The organism is Enterococcus sp. AMC1251 (assembly GCF_058216535.1).
In genome coordinates this window covers 3,480,730-3,494,987 of the sequence record NZ_CM177098.1, presented here as the reverse complement: position 1 = coordinate 3,494,987, position 14,258 = coordinate 3,480,730, and the positions used below count along the sequence as shown (strand labels likewise).

The 14,258-nt window shown below is 31.4% G+C and carries 19 protein-coding genes and 1 pseudogene; 2 read left to right on the top strand and 18 right to left on the bottom strand.

What is annotated here, in order from left to right:
- Nucleotides 1-16: 16 nt before the first annotated feature.
- From AC4BBR_RS16550 to AC4BBR_RS16530, 5 genes and pseudogenes are all read right to left on the bottom strand, one after another.
- Nucleotides 17-496 (bottom strand): hypothetical protein, encoded by a 480-nt coding sequence (locus AC4BBR_RS16550; protein WP_490460551.1) that lies wholly within the window; start codon nucleotides 494-496, stop codon nucleotides 17-19.
- 18 nt (nucleotides 497-514) lie between these two features.
- Nucleotides 515-976 (bottom strand): hypothetical protein, encoded by a 462-nt coding sequence (locus AC4BBR_RS16545; protein WP_490460550.1) that lies wholly within the window; start codon nucleotides 974-976, stop codon nucleotides 515-517.
- Between the two features lie 25 nt (nucleotides 977-1,001).
- The gene (locus AC4BBR_RS16540) at nucleotides 1,002-1,295 is read right to left on the bottom strand and encodes a hypothetical protein (protein ID WP_490460549.1); all 294 of its coding nucleotides are present in this window, start codon (nucleotides 1,293-1,295) and stop codon (nucleotides 1,002-1,004) included.
- Nucleotides 1,296-4,555: pseudogene (gene essC, locus AC4BBR_RS16535) on the bottom strand (type VII secretion protein EssC); the annotation flags it as partial.
- A gap of 123 nt (nucleotides 4,556-4,678) precedes the next feature.
- Nucleotides 4,679-4,963, bottom strand: a complete 285-nt coding sequence (locus AC4BBR_RS16530) for a hypothetical protein (RefSeq protein ID WP_490460548.1) — start codon at nucleotides 4,961-4,963, stop codon at nucleotides 4,679-4,681.
- 389 nt (nucleotides 4,964-5,352) lie between these two features.
- Here AC4BBR_RS16530 and AC4BBR_RS16525 point away from each other — a divergent pair, with 389 nt between their 5' ends.
- Nucleotides 5,353-5,829 carry a helix-turn-helix transcriptional regulator gene (locus AC4BBR_RS16525; protein ID WP_490460547.1) on the top strand — a complete coding sequence of 159 codons (477 nt, stop codon included), beginning with the start codon at nucleotides 5,353-5,355 and terminating at the stop codon, nucleotides 5,827-5,829.
- 116 nt (nucleotides 5,830-5,945) lie between these two features.
- Here AC4BBR_RS16525 and AC4BBR_RS16520 read toward each other — a convergent pair whose 3' ends face one another.
- From AC4BBR_RS16520 to AC4BBR_RS16500, 5 genes are all read right to left on the bottom strand, one after another.
- Nucleotides 5,946-6,380: a hypothetical protein gene (locus tag AC4BBR_RS16520; RefSeq protein WP_490460546.1), complete on the bottom strand. Its 435-nt coding sequence runs from the start codon at nucleotides 6,378-6,380 to the stop codon at nucleotides 5,946-5,948.
- Nucleotides 6,381-6,382: 2 nt separating this feature from the next.
- Nucleotides 6,383-6,910 carry a DUF5085 family protein gene (locus tag AC4BBR_RS16515; protein WP_490460545.1) on the bottom strand — a complete coding sequence of 176 codons (528 nt, stop codon included), beginning with the start codon at nucleotides 6,908-6,910 and terminating at the stop codon, nucleotides 6,383-6,385.
- Nucleotides 6,907-7,368: a hypothetical protein gene (locus AC4BBR_RS16510; RefSeq protein WP_490460544.1), complete on the bottom strand. Its 462-nt coding sequence runs from the start codon at nucleotides 7,366-7,368 to the stop codon at nucleotides 6,907-6,909. Before AC4BBR_RS16510 ends, AC4BBR_RS16515 begins: the two co-directional genes overlap by 4 nt.
- A gap of 14 nt (nucleotides 7,369-7,382) precedes the next feature.
- Nucleotides 7,383-8,132 carry a hypothetical protein gene (locus tag AC4BBR_RS16505; RefSeq protein WP_490460543.1) on the bottom strand — a complete coding sequence of 250 codons (750 nt, stop codon included), beginning with the start codon at nucleotides 8,130-8,132 and terminating at the stop codon, nucleotides 7,383-7,385.
- 200 nt (nucleotides 8,133-8,332) lie between these two features.
- Nucleotides 8,333-8,617: a hypothetical protein gene (locus AC4BBR_RS16500; RefSeq protein WP_490460542.1), complete on the bottom strand. Its 285-nt coding sequence runs from the start codon at nucleotides 8,615-8,617 to the stop codon at nucleotides 8,333-8,335.
- Nucleotides 8,618-8,944: 327 nt separating this feature from the next.
- On the opposite strand from AC4BBR_RS16500, the gene AC4BBR_RS16495 reads away from it, so the two are divergent.
- Complete coding sequence (locus AC4BBR_RS16495; RefSeq protein WP_490460541.1) at nucleotides 8,945-9,154, top strand: helix-turn-helix domain-containing protein; 210 nt, start codon at nucleotides 8,945-8,947, stop codon at nucleotides 9,152-9,154.
- 72 nt (nucleotides 9,155-9,226) lie between these two features.
- On the opposite strand, the gene AC4BBR_RS16490 is transcribed toward AC4BBR_RS16495, so the two are convergent.
- From AC4BBR_RS16490 to AC4BBR_RS16455, 8 genes are all read right to left on the bottom strand, one after another.
- Nucleotides 9,227-10,048, bottom strand: coding sequence for a hypothetical protein (locus AC4BBR_RS16490; protein WP_490460540.1), 822 nt, complete (start codon nucleotides 10,046-10,048; stop codon nucleotides 9,227-9,229).
- Nucleotides 10,049-10,454: 406 nt separating this feature from the next.
- Nucleotides 10,455-10,994 (bottom strand): hypothetical protein, encoded by a 540-nt coding sequence (locus AC4BBR_RS16485; protein WP_490460539.1) that lies wholly within the window; start codon nucleotides 10,992-10,994, stop codon nucleotides 10,455-10,457.
- 27 nt (nucleotides 10,995-11,021) lie between these two features.
- Complete coding sequence (locus AC4BBR_RS16480) at nucleotides 11,022-11,438, bottom strand: hypothetical protein (protein ID WP_490460538.1); 417 nt, start codon at nucleotides 11,436-11,438, stop codon at nucleotides 11,022-11,024.
- A complete protein-coding gene (locus tag AC4BBR_RS16475; protein WP_490460537.1) occupies nucleotides 11,428-11,895 on the bottom strand; it encodes a hypothetical protein in 468 nt (155 codons plus the stop codon). The genes AC4BBR_RS16480 and AC4BBR_RS16475 overlap by 11 nt, the downstream gene beginning before the upstream one ends.
- A complete protein-coding gene (locus AC4BBR_RS16470; RefSeq protein ID WP_490460536.1) occupies nucleotides 11,885-12,514 on the bottom strand; it encodes a hypothetical protein in 630 nt (209 codons plus the stop codon). The genes AC4BBR_RS16475 and AC4BBR_RS16470 overlap by 11 nt, the downstream gene beginning before the upstream one ends.
- A 301-nt stretch (nucleotides 12,515-12,815) precedes the next feature.
- Nucleotides 12,816-13,250 (bottom strand): hypothetical protein, encoded by a 435-nt coding sequence (locus AC4BBR_RS16465; RefSeq protein WP_490460535.1) that lies wholly within the window; start codon nucleotides 13,248-13,250, stop codon nucleotides 12,816-12,818.
- Between the two features lie 2 nt (nucleotides 13,251-13,252).
- Nucleotides 13,253-13,780, bottom strand: a complete 528-nt coding sequence (locus AC4BBR_RS16460) for a DUF5085 family protein (protein ID WP_490460534.1) — start codon at nucleotides 13,778-13,780, stop codon at nucleotides 13,253-13,255.
- Entirely contained in the window at nucleotides 13,777-14,238 is a 462-nt protein-coding gene (locus tag AC4BBR_RS16455; RefSeq protein WP_490460533.1) for a hypothetical protein, read from the bottom strand. Before AC4BBR_RS16455 ends, AC4BBR_RS16460 begins: the two co-directional genes overlap by 4 nt.
- Nucleotides 14,239-14,258: the final 20 nt, after the last annotated feature.

Genomic DNA, 14,258 nt, shown 5'->3' with positions numbered 1-14,258 from the left:
TTTCCCCCCTTATCTTTTATAACATATTTAGCTGATTCTGTAATGATTGAATAGAAGTATCTATCATAGTGATTTCTAAGTTACACGAGCTAATAGTTTGCTCACATTTTTCGATTTTTTCTTCAATTTTTTCTTTCACTTGTTTACCAATTTCTTTTGCAAAATTCACATCGCTGATTTGATTAAAGACATTAACTTCGAGTTTTGTCTTTAATTCTTGGACTTCTTTATCAATACGATCTCCTTTAAGTAAATCGTCTTTATTAATTTTATTCTCTTCATATGATTTGTGAACTGCTAACATCGCCGTTTCTTCAGTATCTAACTTCGAAATACAATTTTCTACCTCATCTAAATCCAGATTATAGTTCTGGATTTTTGTTTGTTGTCCAGAAATAGTTGTTGAAGCTATGTTTCTTTGTGCTCTTTTTTGATGTAGACTATCATTTAAAGCATTTTGTCGATTTTGCTTAGCTTCTTTTAATACATCATCCATTTAATCTCCTCCTATTATTTAATTACTCAAATATTTGCTCAATTTTTTATCTGTTTCTACCATTTCTCTAAAATGGAAGTTTACATGAGCATTTAATTTATCTAAGAGCTGTCCAGTTTGTTCGAAATATTTTTTTTCTGCATCAATTAATAGTTCATATGCATCTTTATTTAGTGTTTTCCAATCTGCACTGCCACTTTTGGATTTTAACTTATCTAAATTTTTTGTTTCTTTTTTTAGATTACTGATGCTTTTTTGGATTTGTTGGATATGGTGTTCCATTCCTGCAACATCCATTCGAATATTTGCTTCTGCACGATTGCTAGCATTTTCTTTCCTTAAACTATCAATTGAGCCGGGTTTACCGGCTACATCAGATCCTCTATTTACTGATTGCGCTCTAGATTTTGCGGATTCATAGTTTTTTTTAGCAGTATTCCCTTTTTCTACAACAACTGGACGCATTTCATTGTTACTCATTGAATTCCTCCTCGTAATGATTTTTTTAGCTTAATTCAATAAATGTTTCCGTATCAAATTCATGACTTATAGTCTTTAAAGATTTGAACAATTTATCATTGAAATCAATTGATTGACTAACAACATCTTCGTTCATAACAGAAATAAAATTTTTTAAAGAATCTGCAGCTTCTCCACTAATTACATTGCTATTTTCAAAATAATTTAAAGCTGTTTGTACAGATTCTAGACTTTTATTTATTGATTTCATAATTGTGTAGCTTTCATTCAATAAGTCTTCTACTTCGCTAGTTGATACTGCAACGTTTATATCTGTCATTTATTCCACTCCAGTACATATTTTTATTTTCATAAACTCAGAATCTATACAATAATAGGCTTCTGTAACATCCAACATTGGTTCATTGTAAAAACTTCCATTTATTGTGAAGTTTTTAAGATCGCCTAATCGGCTTAATGATATAAAATTCTTCTGTGCTTTTATTGATTTGGAAAGGCTATCGTATCCAGATAGTTTATTAAAATTCACGATTCCTAATATATGAATACCGTATTTTACGCCTTCTTCTAATAGATCAATAAAAGTATTCTCAATTTCTTTATCCAATTTATTATCTACATATTCAGCTATATCAGATAAAATAAGCACGACGGGGCGTATCTTACTTAATATCTCTGTTATTTCTTCACCAGCATTTCGCATATTTTCAATAGCTTGTTTCCTATCAGAAGCTAGTTGTACTATATTTTCTATTTGCTTGATTCCGTCTTCAAAACTATCTGTGTAATCTGTAAATGTGTCTTGATAGAAATTAAATTGTCTTTCACCATCATCTACTACAAGATAATCAATATTTTCCGATTGTAAACTTACCATCTTAGATAAATAGTGTTTAAATAGATTAATTTTTTCTGTTCGGTCACCTGTCACAAAGTATGAAGAAAAACGAGTATAGTCTAAATAAACTGTTTCAACTGTCTCTTTATCCAAGCCCAGTGGGAGTATTTTTACGTTATTTTCCAATGATTGTATCAATGTTTTACGTTGTTTAAAGTCATCAAAATAAAGTACATCTGGCACCATAGGAATCGGTTCAGGTCTTTCACCAGTCCAATGTTGATCCATTGCGTCAACTTCTTCTTGAATTGCTTCAATAATCTGTAACGTATCTTCGCCATCAGCTGGCAATGCAGCTTGGAACAACTCAGGTTCTTCCAACTTAATCAACCCACGACCAGGCAAGTCATCAATCGTCAATGTCGTCCGTCCAACAATTGCTCTTGGTTCACTATCGTCAATCATCTTCAAAACAACCTGTGTCTTGATATTACTTGAGAGTGTCGCTCTCATTGAGTTTTGTCTACCCGCAGATAGAAGTAAATGAACCCCAATCCCAGCCCCTTCACGGGCAACTTGGGTAATGACTTTTTCAAGAATTTCATTGAACTTCGCATCTTTCAATCCTTCAAAACCATCTAACAAGATAAGAATGATCGGCTCTTCTTTCCCACTCGCTCGCTCATACATATCCAAACTCGCCACAGAAAACTCACTCAATAACTTCTTACGACGTTTCAATTCATCATTGATTCTACGTGCAAACTTCTCAATTTTCTCTTCTTCATCAATACTCATCGTATCTGCCACATGCGGTAATTTCTTCAACGGCAGAAGTCCATTTGTCCCAAAGTCCAATAGATAAACATTCAGTCTTTCAGGACTATGCACTCTCGCCAAATCCATCACCACTGTCTGCATAAACGTACTCTTCCCATACCCAGGACTACTAAACACGGTCATATGCCCTTCTTGCGTCATATTCAAACGCAACGTATTCTGCGCCTGCATACTCGGCACATCAACCACACCTAAAACAGGTTCAAGCGGCTGTTTCTCTGTCAACCACTCTTCTCTAAAGTCCACAGGATGAAGGGTAGAAGAAGCAATCCGTTCTTCCAACGGTGGTAACCAAGGTCTCGGTAGTGGGGTGATATTCTCACGTTCCGCCACGTCATGAATCCCATCAATAATGGCATCCAGTTCAGTCGGAATCTGTTTCACATCATCCGCATTCTCCAATCCACTTAAATCTTCACTCAAGATTTCATACTGCCCTAAATCATTCACAAGGTAAATCGTATGATCTTCAATCTGTTGGTCATCTTTCTCAGGCTGATAATCCGCCCCACTCCAAGCACTTTGGAACAATTCATAAATTTCATTATTCCCTACTTGCAAGTAGGCACGCCCAGCTTGGGTGATTTCCGCCGCATCAGGTGTTTTCAACATTTCCATCGAATCGGCTTTATCCGCCACTTTTAGTGCTAATTTAAATTTTGAGTTACTCCAAATTTGGTCATTCACGACCCCACTTGGTTTTTGTGTCGCAAGAATCAAGTGAATCCCTAACGAACGCCCAATACGAGCAGTGGAAACGAGTTCTTTCATAAACTCAGGCTGTTCTGATTTTAACTCCGCAAACTCATCCGAAATTAGGAAAAGGTGAGGCATAGGCTCTTCAACATCGCCGCTTTTATATAATTTTTGATACTGATTGATATGATTCACGTTATTCTCCGAGAAAAGGCGCTGACGGCGTTTTAGCTCGGCATTGATAGAGATTAAGGCACGCATACTTTGAGCGCCATCTAGGTTGGTAATACTCCCTAATAAGTGAGGCAGGTTACGGAACAAGTTCGCCATTCCTCCCCCTTTGTAGTCAATCAGTAGGAAAGCCACATCATACGGATGGAAATTCACGGCTAAACTCAAAATATAACTTTGCACGATCTCCGATTTACCAGAACCCTTGGTACCAGCGACTAACCCATGAGGTCCATGCGCTTTTTCATGTAAGTTCAAATACACAATATCGTCTTTTCCACGTAAACCAAGCGGTACAGCCAAGGTTTTGTGAGGAGAATGTTCTGCCCAACGTTGAGTGACATTAAACTCATCAAATTTTTCGATCCCGTACATTTCTAAGAACGTCACAGTTTCAGGAATACTTGATTTCAAGTTCTGTAAGTGATTCAATGGCGCCAATAAACGCGGCAATTGTTCTTTATTAAATGCAGTAGGGAAGTGATCCAATTGGAATGGCTTGTTCATCAATTTGCCTTCTTCCAACAAAAGCACCCCAGTATTACGGTCACGAATATCGATAACCGTCTTGATATTATCGGATAAACTACTCATGACATCTTCCACGAAATCACGCTACAACCCAATTCGCTTGGATCTTCATTAAAGAATTCCATAATGACATGATCTAAAATCAACTTCTCATCGGTAATCATCACCACATAATGAGGGGAGAAGATGGTACTATCCCGACTATTGCGGTTTTCTTCCATGGAATTTTTACGGTTTTTCAAGATTTGATTCAAGCTATTCAATACTTGGTCACGGCTTCGTTGATTATAGACAAAGCCACGCACGTTCACATCCTGCATGGTGGCATGAGGCAACCAGCGCATCCATTCCCAGAGGTCTTTTTCTGCTTCTGGGAAAATGGAGATAAATTGTAGATCATGGTAACTGTGGAACACAGATAATTGATTGACTAATAAATGGAGCTATGTATTTCATTCTTTTGTATTAAGTTTAACATAAAGAATGATTAATTAGTTTGGAATAAAAGAAAAAGTCAAAAATTACTCAAAATAGTAATTTTTGACTTTGGGAGATAAAAGGGGGGCTTATATTGTTTCTTTTCGTTGTAATTCTTCCATCTGCGTATTAATCTTTTTCGAAAGTCTATAGAAGTCATTGTGAAAATTAGTGAATAGTTTAGAGCAAACGTAGTATTCTCGAATAACTTGTTTCTCATCTAGAGGTTGCGGATTATTGTTAAAGAATTGGTGTAGTAAATCCAAAACAAGATTCCACGAGTCAAGTTGTTCTAGAGTGTTACCTAAAGATTGAATGTTTTTTGAAGCGTGATTATTTTTAGTAGTGCTAGTTAATGGTTTGATAGTATTCATTGTGACTCTCCTTTAAATTTTTTTGGAGAATTCCTTAAATGTATGGTACACTCTACTTATCTACGGTGGAGTTCTAATTTAAGAAATTCGTTTCTTATTTTTAAAGCTCTGCTTTTTAATTCTAAATAGTTAATGAATTCAAAATAAATAAACTTTTTCATATAGGTTCATATTAGATCACCTCCTCAAAATAGATTATCCTGTATTCTTTTTAAACTTACAGGATATAAGATAATAATTATTTCATACGAAAGAATTATTCTGTTAACTTTATATCTATATTATACATATTTCTATTTACTTTATCAACGCTTAAAGTAAATATTTGAATACTTTTTTGAAAAGTAATGTAAAACTTAGTATAGTAATACATGAAAGAAGGTACTACTTTGGAACAGTTAGGAATCAATATTAGAAAATTACGTAAAGCCAGAGGTATGACACAGGAAGAACTGGCAGAAAACGCTAGAACAACTAAGCAAAGCATTTTAAAGATCGAAAAGGGGGAGACAATTCCTCTAAGTACAACTCTTTATGCGATTGCTTCTTCATTAGGCACAACTGTTGAGACTCTTTTTAGTGAGAATATTGAGCTTAGTCAGACTTCTGAAAATATAATTTTAGATATTTTGAGAAAACAAGCTTCATTTAATGAACTACATAGAAATATTTTGAAGGACAGTAAAGAGGATGGATTTGATAAAGTAAATTTAGAGAAGGAGAGGAAACTTCTTCTTTCAGAATTAGATATAGACAATCTAAGTAACAAAAAATTGTATGAACTTATTTTATTGAAACAGAAGTCTGAATTAGCAGTTGCTAGAGAGAAGTATTTAGAAGCTAAATCTGTTTCAGATAGAGTTTAAAAAGAAGAGAACTGACTTGAAATAGTGTCAGTTCTCTTCTTTTATCATTTTTTAGATGGTACACTCTTATTTTTAAGTTTTTTGAATGCCAGTATAGACATCATAGAATCAAAGCGTTATTTCATAGGAATATAAACGTCAATTAGAGTCTCATTATAAATATCGTAGTTTAAACAATACATTTCATCAGTTAGTTCTTTACCATATTTATCTAAAGCAAAATTGGCAATTTTTTTTCGAGCTTCCTCTAAGTTATCTTCTAAATCAGCTTGCCGTAAAACGATAGCATTTTCTAATTCAAGAAGTTTAGTTGTTTTATAAGGAAAGTTATCAGGTATTTCAGATAGAAACATGTAAAATTCAACTTTTCTTGTTTTTTGATTTTTATCAGATTCCGATAACATAAAAGCAAGTGCTGATTGACTATAAACTTCTTCTTGAAATTCTATGCTACGCATTTTCTCGAAGCCATCATCAAAATTTTCTTTAGCTAAATCCATTGTATAATGTACCACATTAGGCATTAGTAAGTTTGTTTTTTCCAAACGCATGGTCATACTCCCTTCAGGAACTGCTTCTTCATTTTTTTAAAAAAAGCTTTCATTTTTCGCTCACTTTGAAATATGCGAGTAGCTCCTAGATAAATTTCTAAATATAATTGTTCATTAACAATTTTAAACATGGTATGGAAGGGAGCGGTAAGTTCCATTTTATTTTCAATAGTATATTCAATTAATTCAGCATACTTTTCTACTGCAATCTCTTGTGCTTGTTCTTGTTTTTTAACTAGCACCCTAGTCATTAACATATTCTCAACTAAAAAATAGGTTTGGAACATTAAATCTTCATCATCTATATTTGCTAATCGGTTCTCTTCAACTGGAATACTGTACATTGCAGAAATGGGCTCAGCACCGAATTCACTCATCACTGAATAAAAAATAGGACCATTTGGTGTTAAGCCTTTTTCATTTATTAAAGTAATGAAATCTTCTGTTATTTTTGCTGATTCAGTACTCTCAAATTGATAGTACTTAGACACTACATTTTTAAAAGCAATTTTTTTTCCTTCTACAATCAATTTAAGGTTCCTCCTTCAATTGGGATGTAAAGATCAATAACTTTTTCCCCTAAGTTATCAGTGATAACAAAGTATGTTTTTACTGATAACTCTAAGTTGAAATGTTCCTCTGCATAAAGTCTCAGCTGCAAATCGTAATCAAAATAGTTTTCTTCGTTATCTGCTATTCTAGTAATTAATGCATTTTCAATCACATATTTATCAAATGTTCTTAAACCTTCTAAGCCTTCAGGAACTTTGGGTGGAAGGTTTAATGAGAGAAAGAACTCGTATTCTACGTATCCTGATTCTCCTTCTAAATGCGTAATAGATAAGACGTCGGGTCCAATTTGATAAAAGTCATCTTGAAAATCAAAATGTTGAGAAAATTGTAGCATTGTATTTATTTCGTATTTTGGCTGAATGTGCTTTGGGCTTATGACATTCAATAAAATTAATGGTCCTTGAAAAACCTTCATTTTTTTAAGCTCCTTTATTTTTTATGTGACACGATTAAGTTTTTTTCTAGATATTGTTCTGGAAATTTAAATTTTAGATAAGAGATAATTAAAAATCTAGGTACCATCCATGATATAAGACATGCGCATCCAAAAAAAATAAAAAATAATGTGAATGATGTTTCTATCATACCACCTAAACCAACTCCTATTAATGATGCATATAAAATGAATTTTTTGCTTTTTACTTGATCTAAATTTGTATTAGATTCATTTTTAAATTTTTGTTCTAATAAAATAACCTTTGGATTTTCTTTGTGTGCTTTCCCAGTATGCACCATTTTAATATATCGTCCAAATGATAATACAATACAGACAATAGGAGTTATTAACAAAATGTTGAAAAGAGAAGCTTGCCATTCTATAGAAATGTACTTTCTAAGAAAAGATAAATACTCCATCAGAATTAAAAAATAGGCAATTTCTAGAAAAGCTAAGCTAGTTAATAACCAAACTATTGAATCATACATTTCATGTTTACTAAATAGGAAAGAAAATATTGATAAAAAAATAAAGATAAGAAAGAAAAAAATGAGCCCTTTAAAAACTAGAGTATTAGGAAGGTAGATACCATCAAGTTCAAAATTTTTAATTATTAAGTACATAATAGGATAACAAGCAATAGCTGTAAGAATTATAGTTCTAGCAGTTTTAATATTTAAAAAATCCAGTCTATATTTCATTGGTATAATAAAAAAGTAAAAATCATCTGCGTTTTTCTTCAAAGTTTTCCTCCTAATCTAATTTTCTCCGAAAGCCCAATTCCCTGATTTTTTGATAGATCTTCCAAACTTATTTTTAGCTACATGAAGTAGATAGTTTATTTAATATTAACATAAAGAATGAATAGATATTGTGATTTAAAGAAAAAAGTCAAAAATTACTCAAAATAGTAACTTTTGACTTTGGGAGATAAAAGGGGGGCTTATATTGTTTCTTTTCGTTGTAATTCTTCCACCTGCTTATTAATCTTTTTTGATAGTTGGTAAAAGTCATTGTGAAAATTAGTGAATAGCTTAGCGCACACATAGTATTCACTTATCACTTTTTTCTTATTGAGCGGTTGCGGATTATCGTTAAAGAATTGGTGTAGTAAATCCAAAACAAGGTTCCACGAGTCAAGTTGTTCTAGAGTGTTACCTAAAGATTGAATGTTTTTTGAAGCGTGATTATTTTTAGTAGTGCTAGTTAATGGTTTGATAGTATTCATTGTGATTCTCCTTTAAATTTTTTTGGAGAATTTCTTAAATGTATGATATACTCAACTTGTCTGGGTAGAGTTTTAATTTAAGAAATTCGTTTCTTAATCGTTAAAGCTCTGCTTCTTTTTATTTATAGTCAACCCTCCTCTTTGTTCGTCAAAAAGAATTTAATATTCGCTTTAATGAATATATAGTACCGTAAACAGAATGTTTCGTCAATGGTTTTATTTCGTTTTCGGTATTTTTTGTTCAATTAAACGAATTTATTGTGTTGACTGTAGAACATCTACATTTTATACTGAGGATATAGTTAGTAGAAAACGGGGGGAAGGTAAATGCCGATAATTTATAATCGTTTGTGGAAGTTATTGATAGATAAAGAAATGACAAAAACACAGTTACGTAAAGAAATAGGGATAGGAACGGCTACGTTAGCGAAGCTTTCTGCGAATGAAAAAGTATCGATGGATGTTATTGAGAGGATATGTGCGGCTCTTGATTGTCAGCCAGGGGATATTATGGAGTTTGTTTCTGAGAAAAAATAATAAGCAGTGCCCACCACATTAGATATTTGTGAGGGTACTGCTTATTAGAGTAAAAAAGTAGAGTTTAAAAATTTAAAATTTTTTTTCTTTAAACTTTGATCCATACCATATTTTATTATCCACATCGAATTTTTTTCTAAAATCTTCTGAAAAATAGTTTAGGTAGAATAGCTTTATATAAGATTTATAGATACTTGTCCAAAGAAATCCAGCTATAATAATAAATATCGGGAAGAACCATAATAGAATCAAATAGAAGTTTTGTTTCAAAGCACCATCATTTTGGAAAAGTATGCTGTATATCATAGCTATTGAGAAAAAAATCCCGATTAATTCTCGAATTTTTTTCCAATTTTTTGATATAAAATCTTCTTCTTTTTTTTCCCCATAGAGCAGTTCATGAATATTTTTTTTCGTTTTAAAAATGATTAAAAGAATGCTTATAATGAACAATACAGAATAAAAGTAACGTAAAAATTTAACACTGATAAGAAGTTGACTAACAATAAAGGATAAAGTATGCAAAGATATACTTATGGCCATCAACCACTTTGCACTGAACAGAGATAACTTTATATTGCGTTTTCTTCTATAAACGGTACCTCCGAAAGTTAAAGTAAAAAAAAGTATACTAGAAAATATAAAAACTAGTGACATGGGAGCAACAAAATACTGATACTCATTAGTAGAGTCTAAGGTAATTGTAGCAGAGTGAAAATGTGTAATGGCGTATTGAGAGAAGAAACCTAACATTAATAGTAATATAGAGAAAAATCCTCCCACAAGAAATCTTCTAAAAAAACTGAATTTTTCACTCATTTCACAACATTCTAAAGCAAAATCTTTGGTAGCTATTTCTTCTATAGCATTAAATTCCATTTTTTTTGTAGTCATATGATATTCTCCATTATTCATATTTACCAAGCAAATGATTCACATAAACCGTTCCAAGCATTTGATACATTGTTTTTCATATTTTTGACATTATTACCTATAGACTTGGCAGTATCATTACTCATTTACTTATTTTTTGCGCGTTTTTCATAAAATTAATGGATCGTATAATCATTTTTGAAAGGCGCTGATTGTGTCGCCTACTGATCAAGGGTCAATATCTGCGATCTTAGTAATTAATACATTTTCAACCACATATTTTTCAAATATTCTTAAACGCTCATTGTCATCTAAATTCGTAGTGAATTAAGTTTAACATAAAGAGAGAATAGATGCTTGGTGTTAAAAGAAAAAGTAAAAAATTCCTCAAAAATAGGATTTTTTTACTTTGAAAGAGAAGAGGTGCTTATATTTCTTCTTTTTGTATTTTAGTCACCTTATTATCTTCTAATTCTATAGATAAAAATACATACCCTTTTTTTGTTTTATCTTCCCATCTCAATACAACTAGTCCATTCTCATCTTTGCTCATTTTATCAGGTTCTCCAAGTTCATTAATGACTTTGGAGAATGAATCTTCTTCTGCTATATTTTTAATCTTCTTTTCCTCAGGCATCGTTAAATCTTGACTATTCATTTTGAGAAATCGTAATTGATTTTCTTCGGGTGAATAGAGTAAATTCTGAATATAGTCTTTTGAAATAACTGAAATTTTAGGAATATTTTTATCTTTCCCTTCTATGAAAGTATACTCATTTTTTTCAGCAAATTTTTTCAATGCTTCAATATTGCTTTTTTCATACTTAGTAGAAACATCCATTGTTTTAAAAATATCTGGAAAAGAGTTGTATACTTTCTTATTGAAAGATACGAATAGCCCCCCACCAATAATAGCAACAAGAGCAATGCTAATTAAAATGACGATAAAGTTTTTTTTATTTTTCAATGTTTTCTCCTTTTTATTTGCGTATATCTATTCTCCTTGTTCTTTCTTCTTTTCTTCGTATTCTATCCGAACATCTTTTATATAAGAGTAGTGACGAAATAACAAAATAATGCCACATACAATTAATATTAATTCTAAATTTCCCCAAGTAAAGGAACTATAACTAGAAAAAATATTAGTAAAGCCAGAAGCTAAACAGCAAACCAATATCCACCATGCAGTTGAGTTTTTAGGAAATTTTTTTTCTTTATTTACCAACCAAAACATTACGATTGTTTGAATAACCGCTCGAATAAGCATTCCGCTTAGGAGTAGTCCATATAGATAGTATTGACTTCCTGCCCAAAATCCAAAAATAACGTTGAATATTGTCATTATTACTTGGACAAAAAGAAGAATATTAGCAGTAGTATCTAGTTTATCTCCAGGAAGTTTACTTTGCACTATCTTGTAGCTCCTTTTCAGATAATTCATCATAGCTTATTTCGTTACAATAGTGAATGACTAATTGATAGTTATCGTTTGTTAATGTCTGGTTATCATAGCGATCATTCCCGAAGTCAATTAAATCTAGTCTCACATCATTTGGAAGAAGTTCTTCATAACAATTTTTATTGGTTCTTAAAGCACCTGTGAAGTATTCTTTTCCAAATAAAGATAATGTAACGCCAAATTCAATTTCTTTGACGGGTTTCTCAGTATGGTTAAGTAGCGCATATTCCAATATCATATTTTCGTTTTTAATAGTCAAATTTCCAGAAATGATTACTAATTCATTGGTAGGAAGGTTGTCTTTATTCTGTTCTAGAAATTCTTTCCAAGCTGCAATGTAATTTTTGTCAATGATCATTGCTTCATATTCAGGTGTTTCTTGTAAGTATTTTGCCCATTTAATGTTCATTGGTGTTAGCCACCTTCTCTCCGTTTATTTCTAAATCCGTTATTTTAAAAGTGATATCTGGACCTTTATTTTCCATTAATAAATCTGCTGAGTTTAAAGGAGCATCTCCAGAAATAGCCAATGTAAAAAAATTTTTAGGTGGTAGTTCGACAAAATCATCACTTTCAAAATTAGATTTTATAGGTTCTACATCTCCAATATTTTTAAATGAAGGAGTAAGGGTAAAGCTCAATTTTTTGATAGTTATATTTGTGGTGTTTATTAGAAATGTCCCTAAGGTATAACGTTCCTCTTCTGGAGAATAATGTAATCCGTATAATATAATATTTATTTTTTTGGATAAATCTATATCATTTTGTTTTTTTAGAAAGTCAGCTTCAAAAAAATTATTAGCTATAAATACTTGTTTCTCATCATTTTTCTGATTTTTTGTTAATAGAAGTTTGTACTCTCCAATCTGATAACCATTGTTTAGATAATCTTCTTGTTCCTTAGTAATTATCTCTTTGTTAGTGCTATTTGAAATAGTGGTATCAGTAGTATTGTTACAACCAGAAAAAAATATAGTAGTGATAACTAATATCAGTATATAGCTTATTCTTTTTTTAAAAAATTGCATGCCAGTATTCTCCCTTACTAAAGATCAGTATCCAAATCTATTAGATCAACTTTTTTTTCCAGAAACCCCAATACCAACTAGTCCTGGTGTACCTATCTCAATACCATCTGATGCTAAATTAGCTTTAATTTTGGCTGATAGTATAGAAATGTCAAGTTTGGTCAAATATTGAAATAGACAGATGAAAATCTAGATAAAAAATCGGAAGTAGTGTTTGATAACAATAATCAGAACTACTTTCGATTTTTTAAGTATTCTAAAATATTTTGAATGCTAGTGTAAACATTATAGAATCAAAGCGTTATTTCATAGGAATATAAACGTCAATTAGAGTCTCATTATAAATATCGTAATTCACGCAGTACATTTCATCAGATAGTCCACTATTATATTTTTCTAAAGCATAGTCAGCGATTTTTTTTCTGGCTTCTTCTAAATTATCTTCTAGATCAGCCTGCCTTAGAACAATGGTATTATCTATTTCAAATACTTTAATTGTTTCGTAAGGAAAATCCTCTGGTATTTCTGAAATTGGCATATAGAATTCTACTTTTCTTACAGATTTATCTTTGTCTGATTTAGATAATTTGAAAATAATAGCGGCTACATTGTAGACATTTTCTTGAAGTTCAATATTTCGCATTTTGTCAAAACCTGAATCAATACTTTTTTCAGTTAGTTCCATCGTTTGTTTTACCACATTAGGCATAATTAACGGAATCTTTTCTAAACGCATAGCTATTCTCCTTTCGCAAATTTATCTTTCACTTTTTTTAAAAATGTCTTCATTTTTCCTTTATCATGGAATACGCGAGTTGCACCTAAATAAACTTCTAAATATAATTTTTCATCAACCATTTTAATCATAGTATGGAAAGGAGCTATAATGTCCATTTCATTTTTGTCAGCATATTCAATCAATTCTGCATACTTTGCTACTGCAAGTTCTTGAATATCTTCTGAATCTGTTGTTAATACTCTAGTCATTAACATGTGATCAACTAAAAAATATGTTTGAAACATTAAGTCTTCGTCATCTATATTTTCTAGTTGAGTTTCTTCTACAGGAATACTGTACATTGCGAAAATCGGTTCTGCTCCAAGCTCATTCATTAGTGAGTAAAAAAAAGGTCCATTGGGAGTTAAATTTTTGTCAGCAATTAAGTTCATAAAGTCTTCTGTTATTTTTGATGATTCTGAACTTTCAAATTGATAGTATTTAGAGACTACATTTTTAAAAGCTATTTTTTTTCCTTCGACAATCAAGTTAAAGTTCCTCCTTTTATAGGGATATAAACATCAATTATTTTTTCACCTAGATTGTCAGTAATAACAAAATATGTTTTTGATGATAAATCTAAATTAAAATGTTCAGATGAATAGGTTCTCAAATGTTTATCATAGCCAAAGTAATTTTCTTCATTATCTGCTACTCTGGTAATTAAGGCATTTTCAATGACATATTTATCATATGTTTTTAGATTTTTTATTCCTTCTGGAACTTCTGGAGGCAGATTTAGTGAGAGGAAAAATTCATACTCTACATAATTCTGCTCTCCATCTTGTGGTGTAATTGATAAAACATCTGGAGCGATTTGATAGAAATCATCTTGATAATTAAAATGTTTAGAAAATTCCAATGCTACATCTATATTTTCTTTTGTAGAGATCGTTTTAGGGCTAATAACATTTAATAAAATTAGTGGACCTTGAAATATTTTCATTATATTGTCCTTTCTGAATT

Coding starts and splice junctions, on each gene's coding strand:
- AC4BBR_RS16490 (WP_490460540.1), bottom strand. CDS start 10,048: ATGACTACAAAAAAAATGGAATTTAATGCTATAGAAGAAATAGCTACC.
- AC4BBR_RS16470 (WP_490460536.1), bottom strand. CDS start 12,514: ATGCAATTTTTTAAAAAAAGAATAAGCTATATACTGATATTAGTTATC.
- AC4BBR_RS16530 (WP_490460548.1), bottom strand. CDS start 4,963: ATGAATACTATCAAACCATTAACTAGCACTACTAAAAATAATCACGCT.
- AC4BBR_RS16495 (WP_490460541.1), top strand. CDS start 8,945: ATGCCGATAATTTATAATCGTTTGTGGAAGTTATTGATAGATAAAGAA.
- AC4BBR_RS16510 (WP_490460544.1), bottom strand. CDS start 7,368: ATGAAGGTTTTTCAAGGACCATTAATTTTATTGAATGTCATAAGCCCA.
- AC4BBR_RS16540 (WP_490460549.1), bottom strand. CDS start 1,295: ATGACAGATATAAACGTTGCAGTATCAACTAGCGAAGTAGAAGACTTA.
- AC4BBR_RS16550 (WP_490460551.1), bottom strand. CDS start 496: ATGGATGATGTATTAAAAGAAGCTAAGCAAAATCGACAAAATGCTTTA.
- AC4BBR_RS16455 (WP_490460533.1), bottom strand. CDS start 14,238: ATGAAAATATTTCAAGGTCCACTAATTTTATTAAATGTTATTAGCCCT.
- AC4BBR_RS16500 (WP_490460542.1), bottom strand. CDS start 8,617: ATGAATACTATCAAACCATTAACTAGCACTACTAAAAATAATCACGCT.
- AC4BBR_RS16520 (WP_490460546.1), bottom strand. CDS start 6,380: ATGCGTTTGGAAAAAACAAACTTACTAATGCCTAATGTGGTACATTAT.
- AC4BBR_RS16475 (WP_490460537.1), bottom strand. CDS start 11,895: ATGAACATTAAATGGGCAAAATACTTACAAGAAACACCTGAATATGAA.
- AC4BBR_RS16545 (WP_490460550.1), bottom strand. CDS start 976: ATGAGTAACAATGAAATGCGTCCAGTTGTTGTAGAAAAAGGGAATACT.
- AC4BBR_RS16465 (WP_490460535.1), bottom strand. CDS start 13,250: ATGCGTTTAGAAAAGATTCCGTTAATTATGCCTAATGTGGTAAAACAA.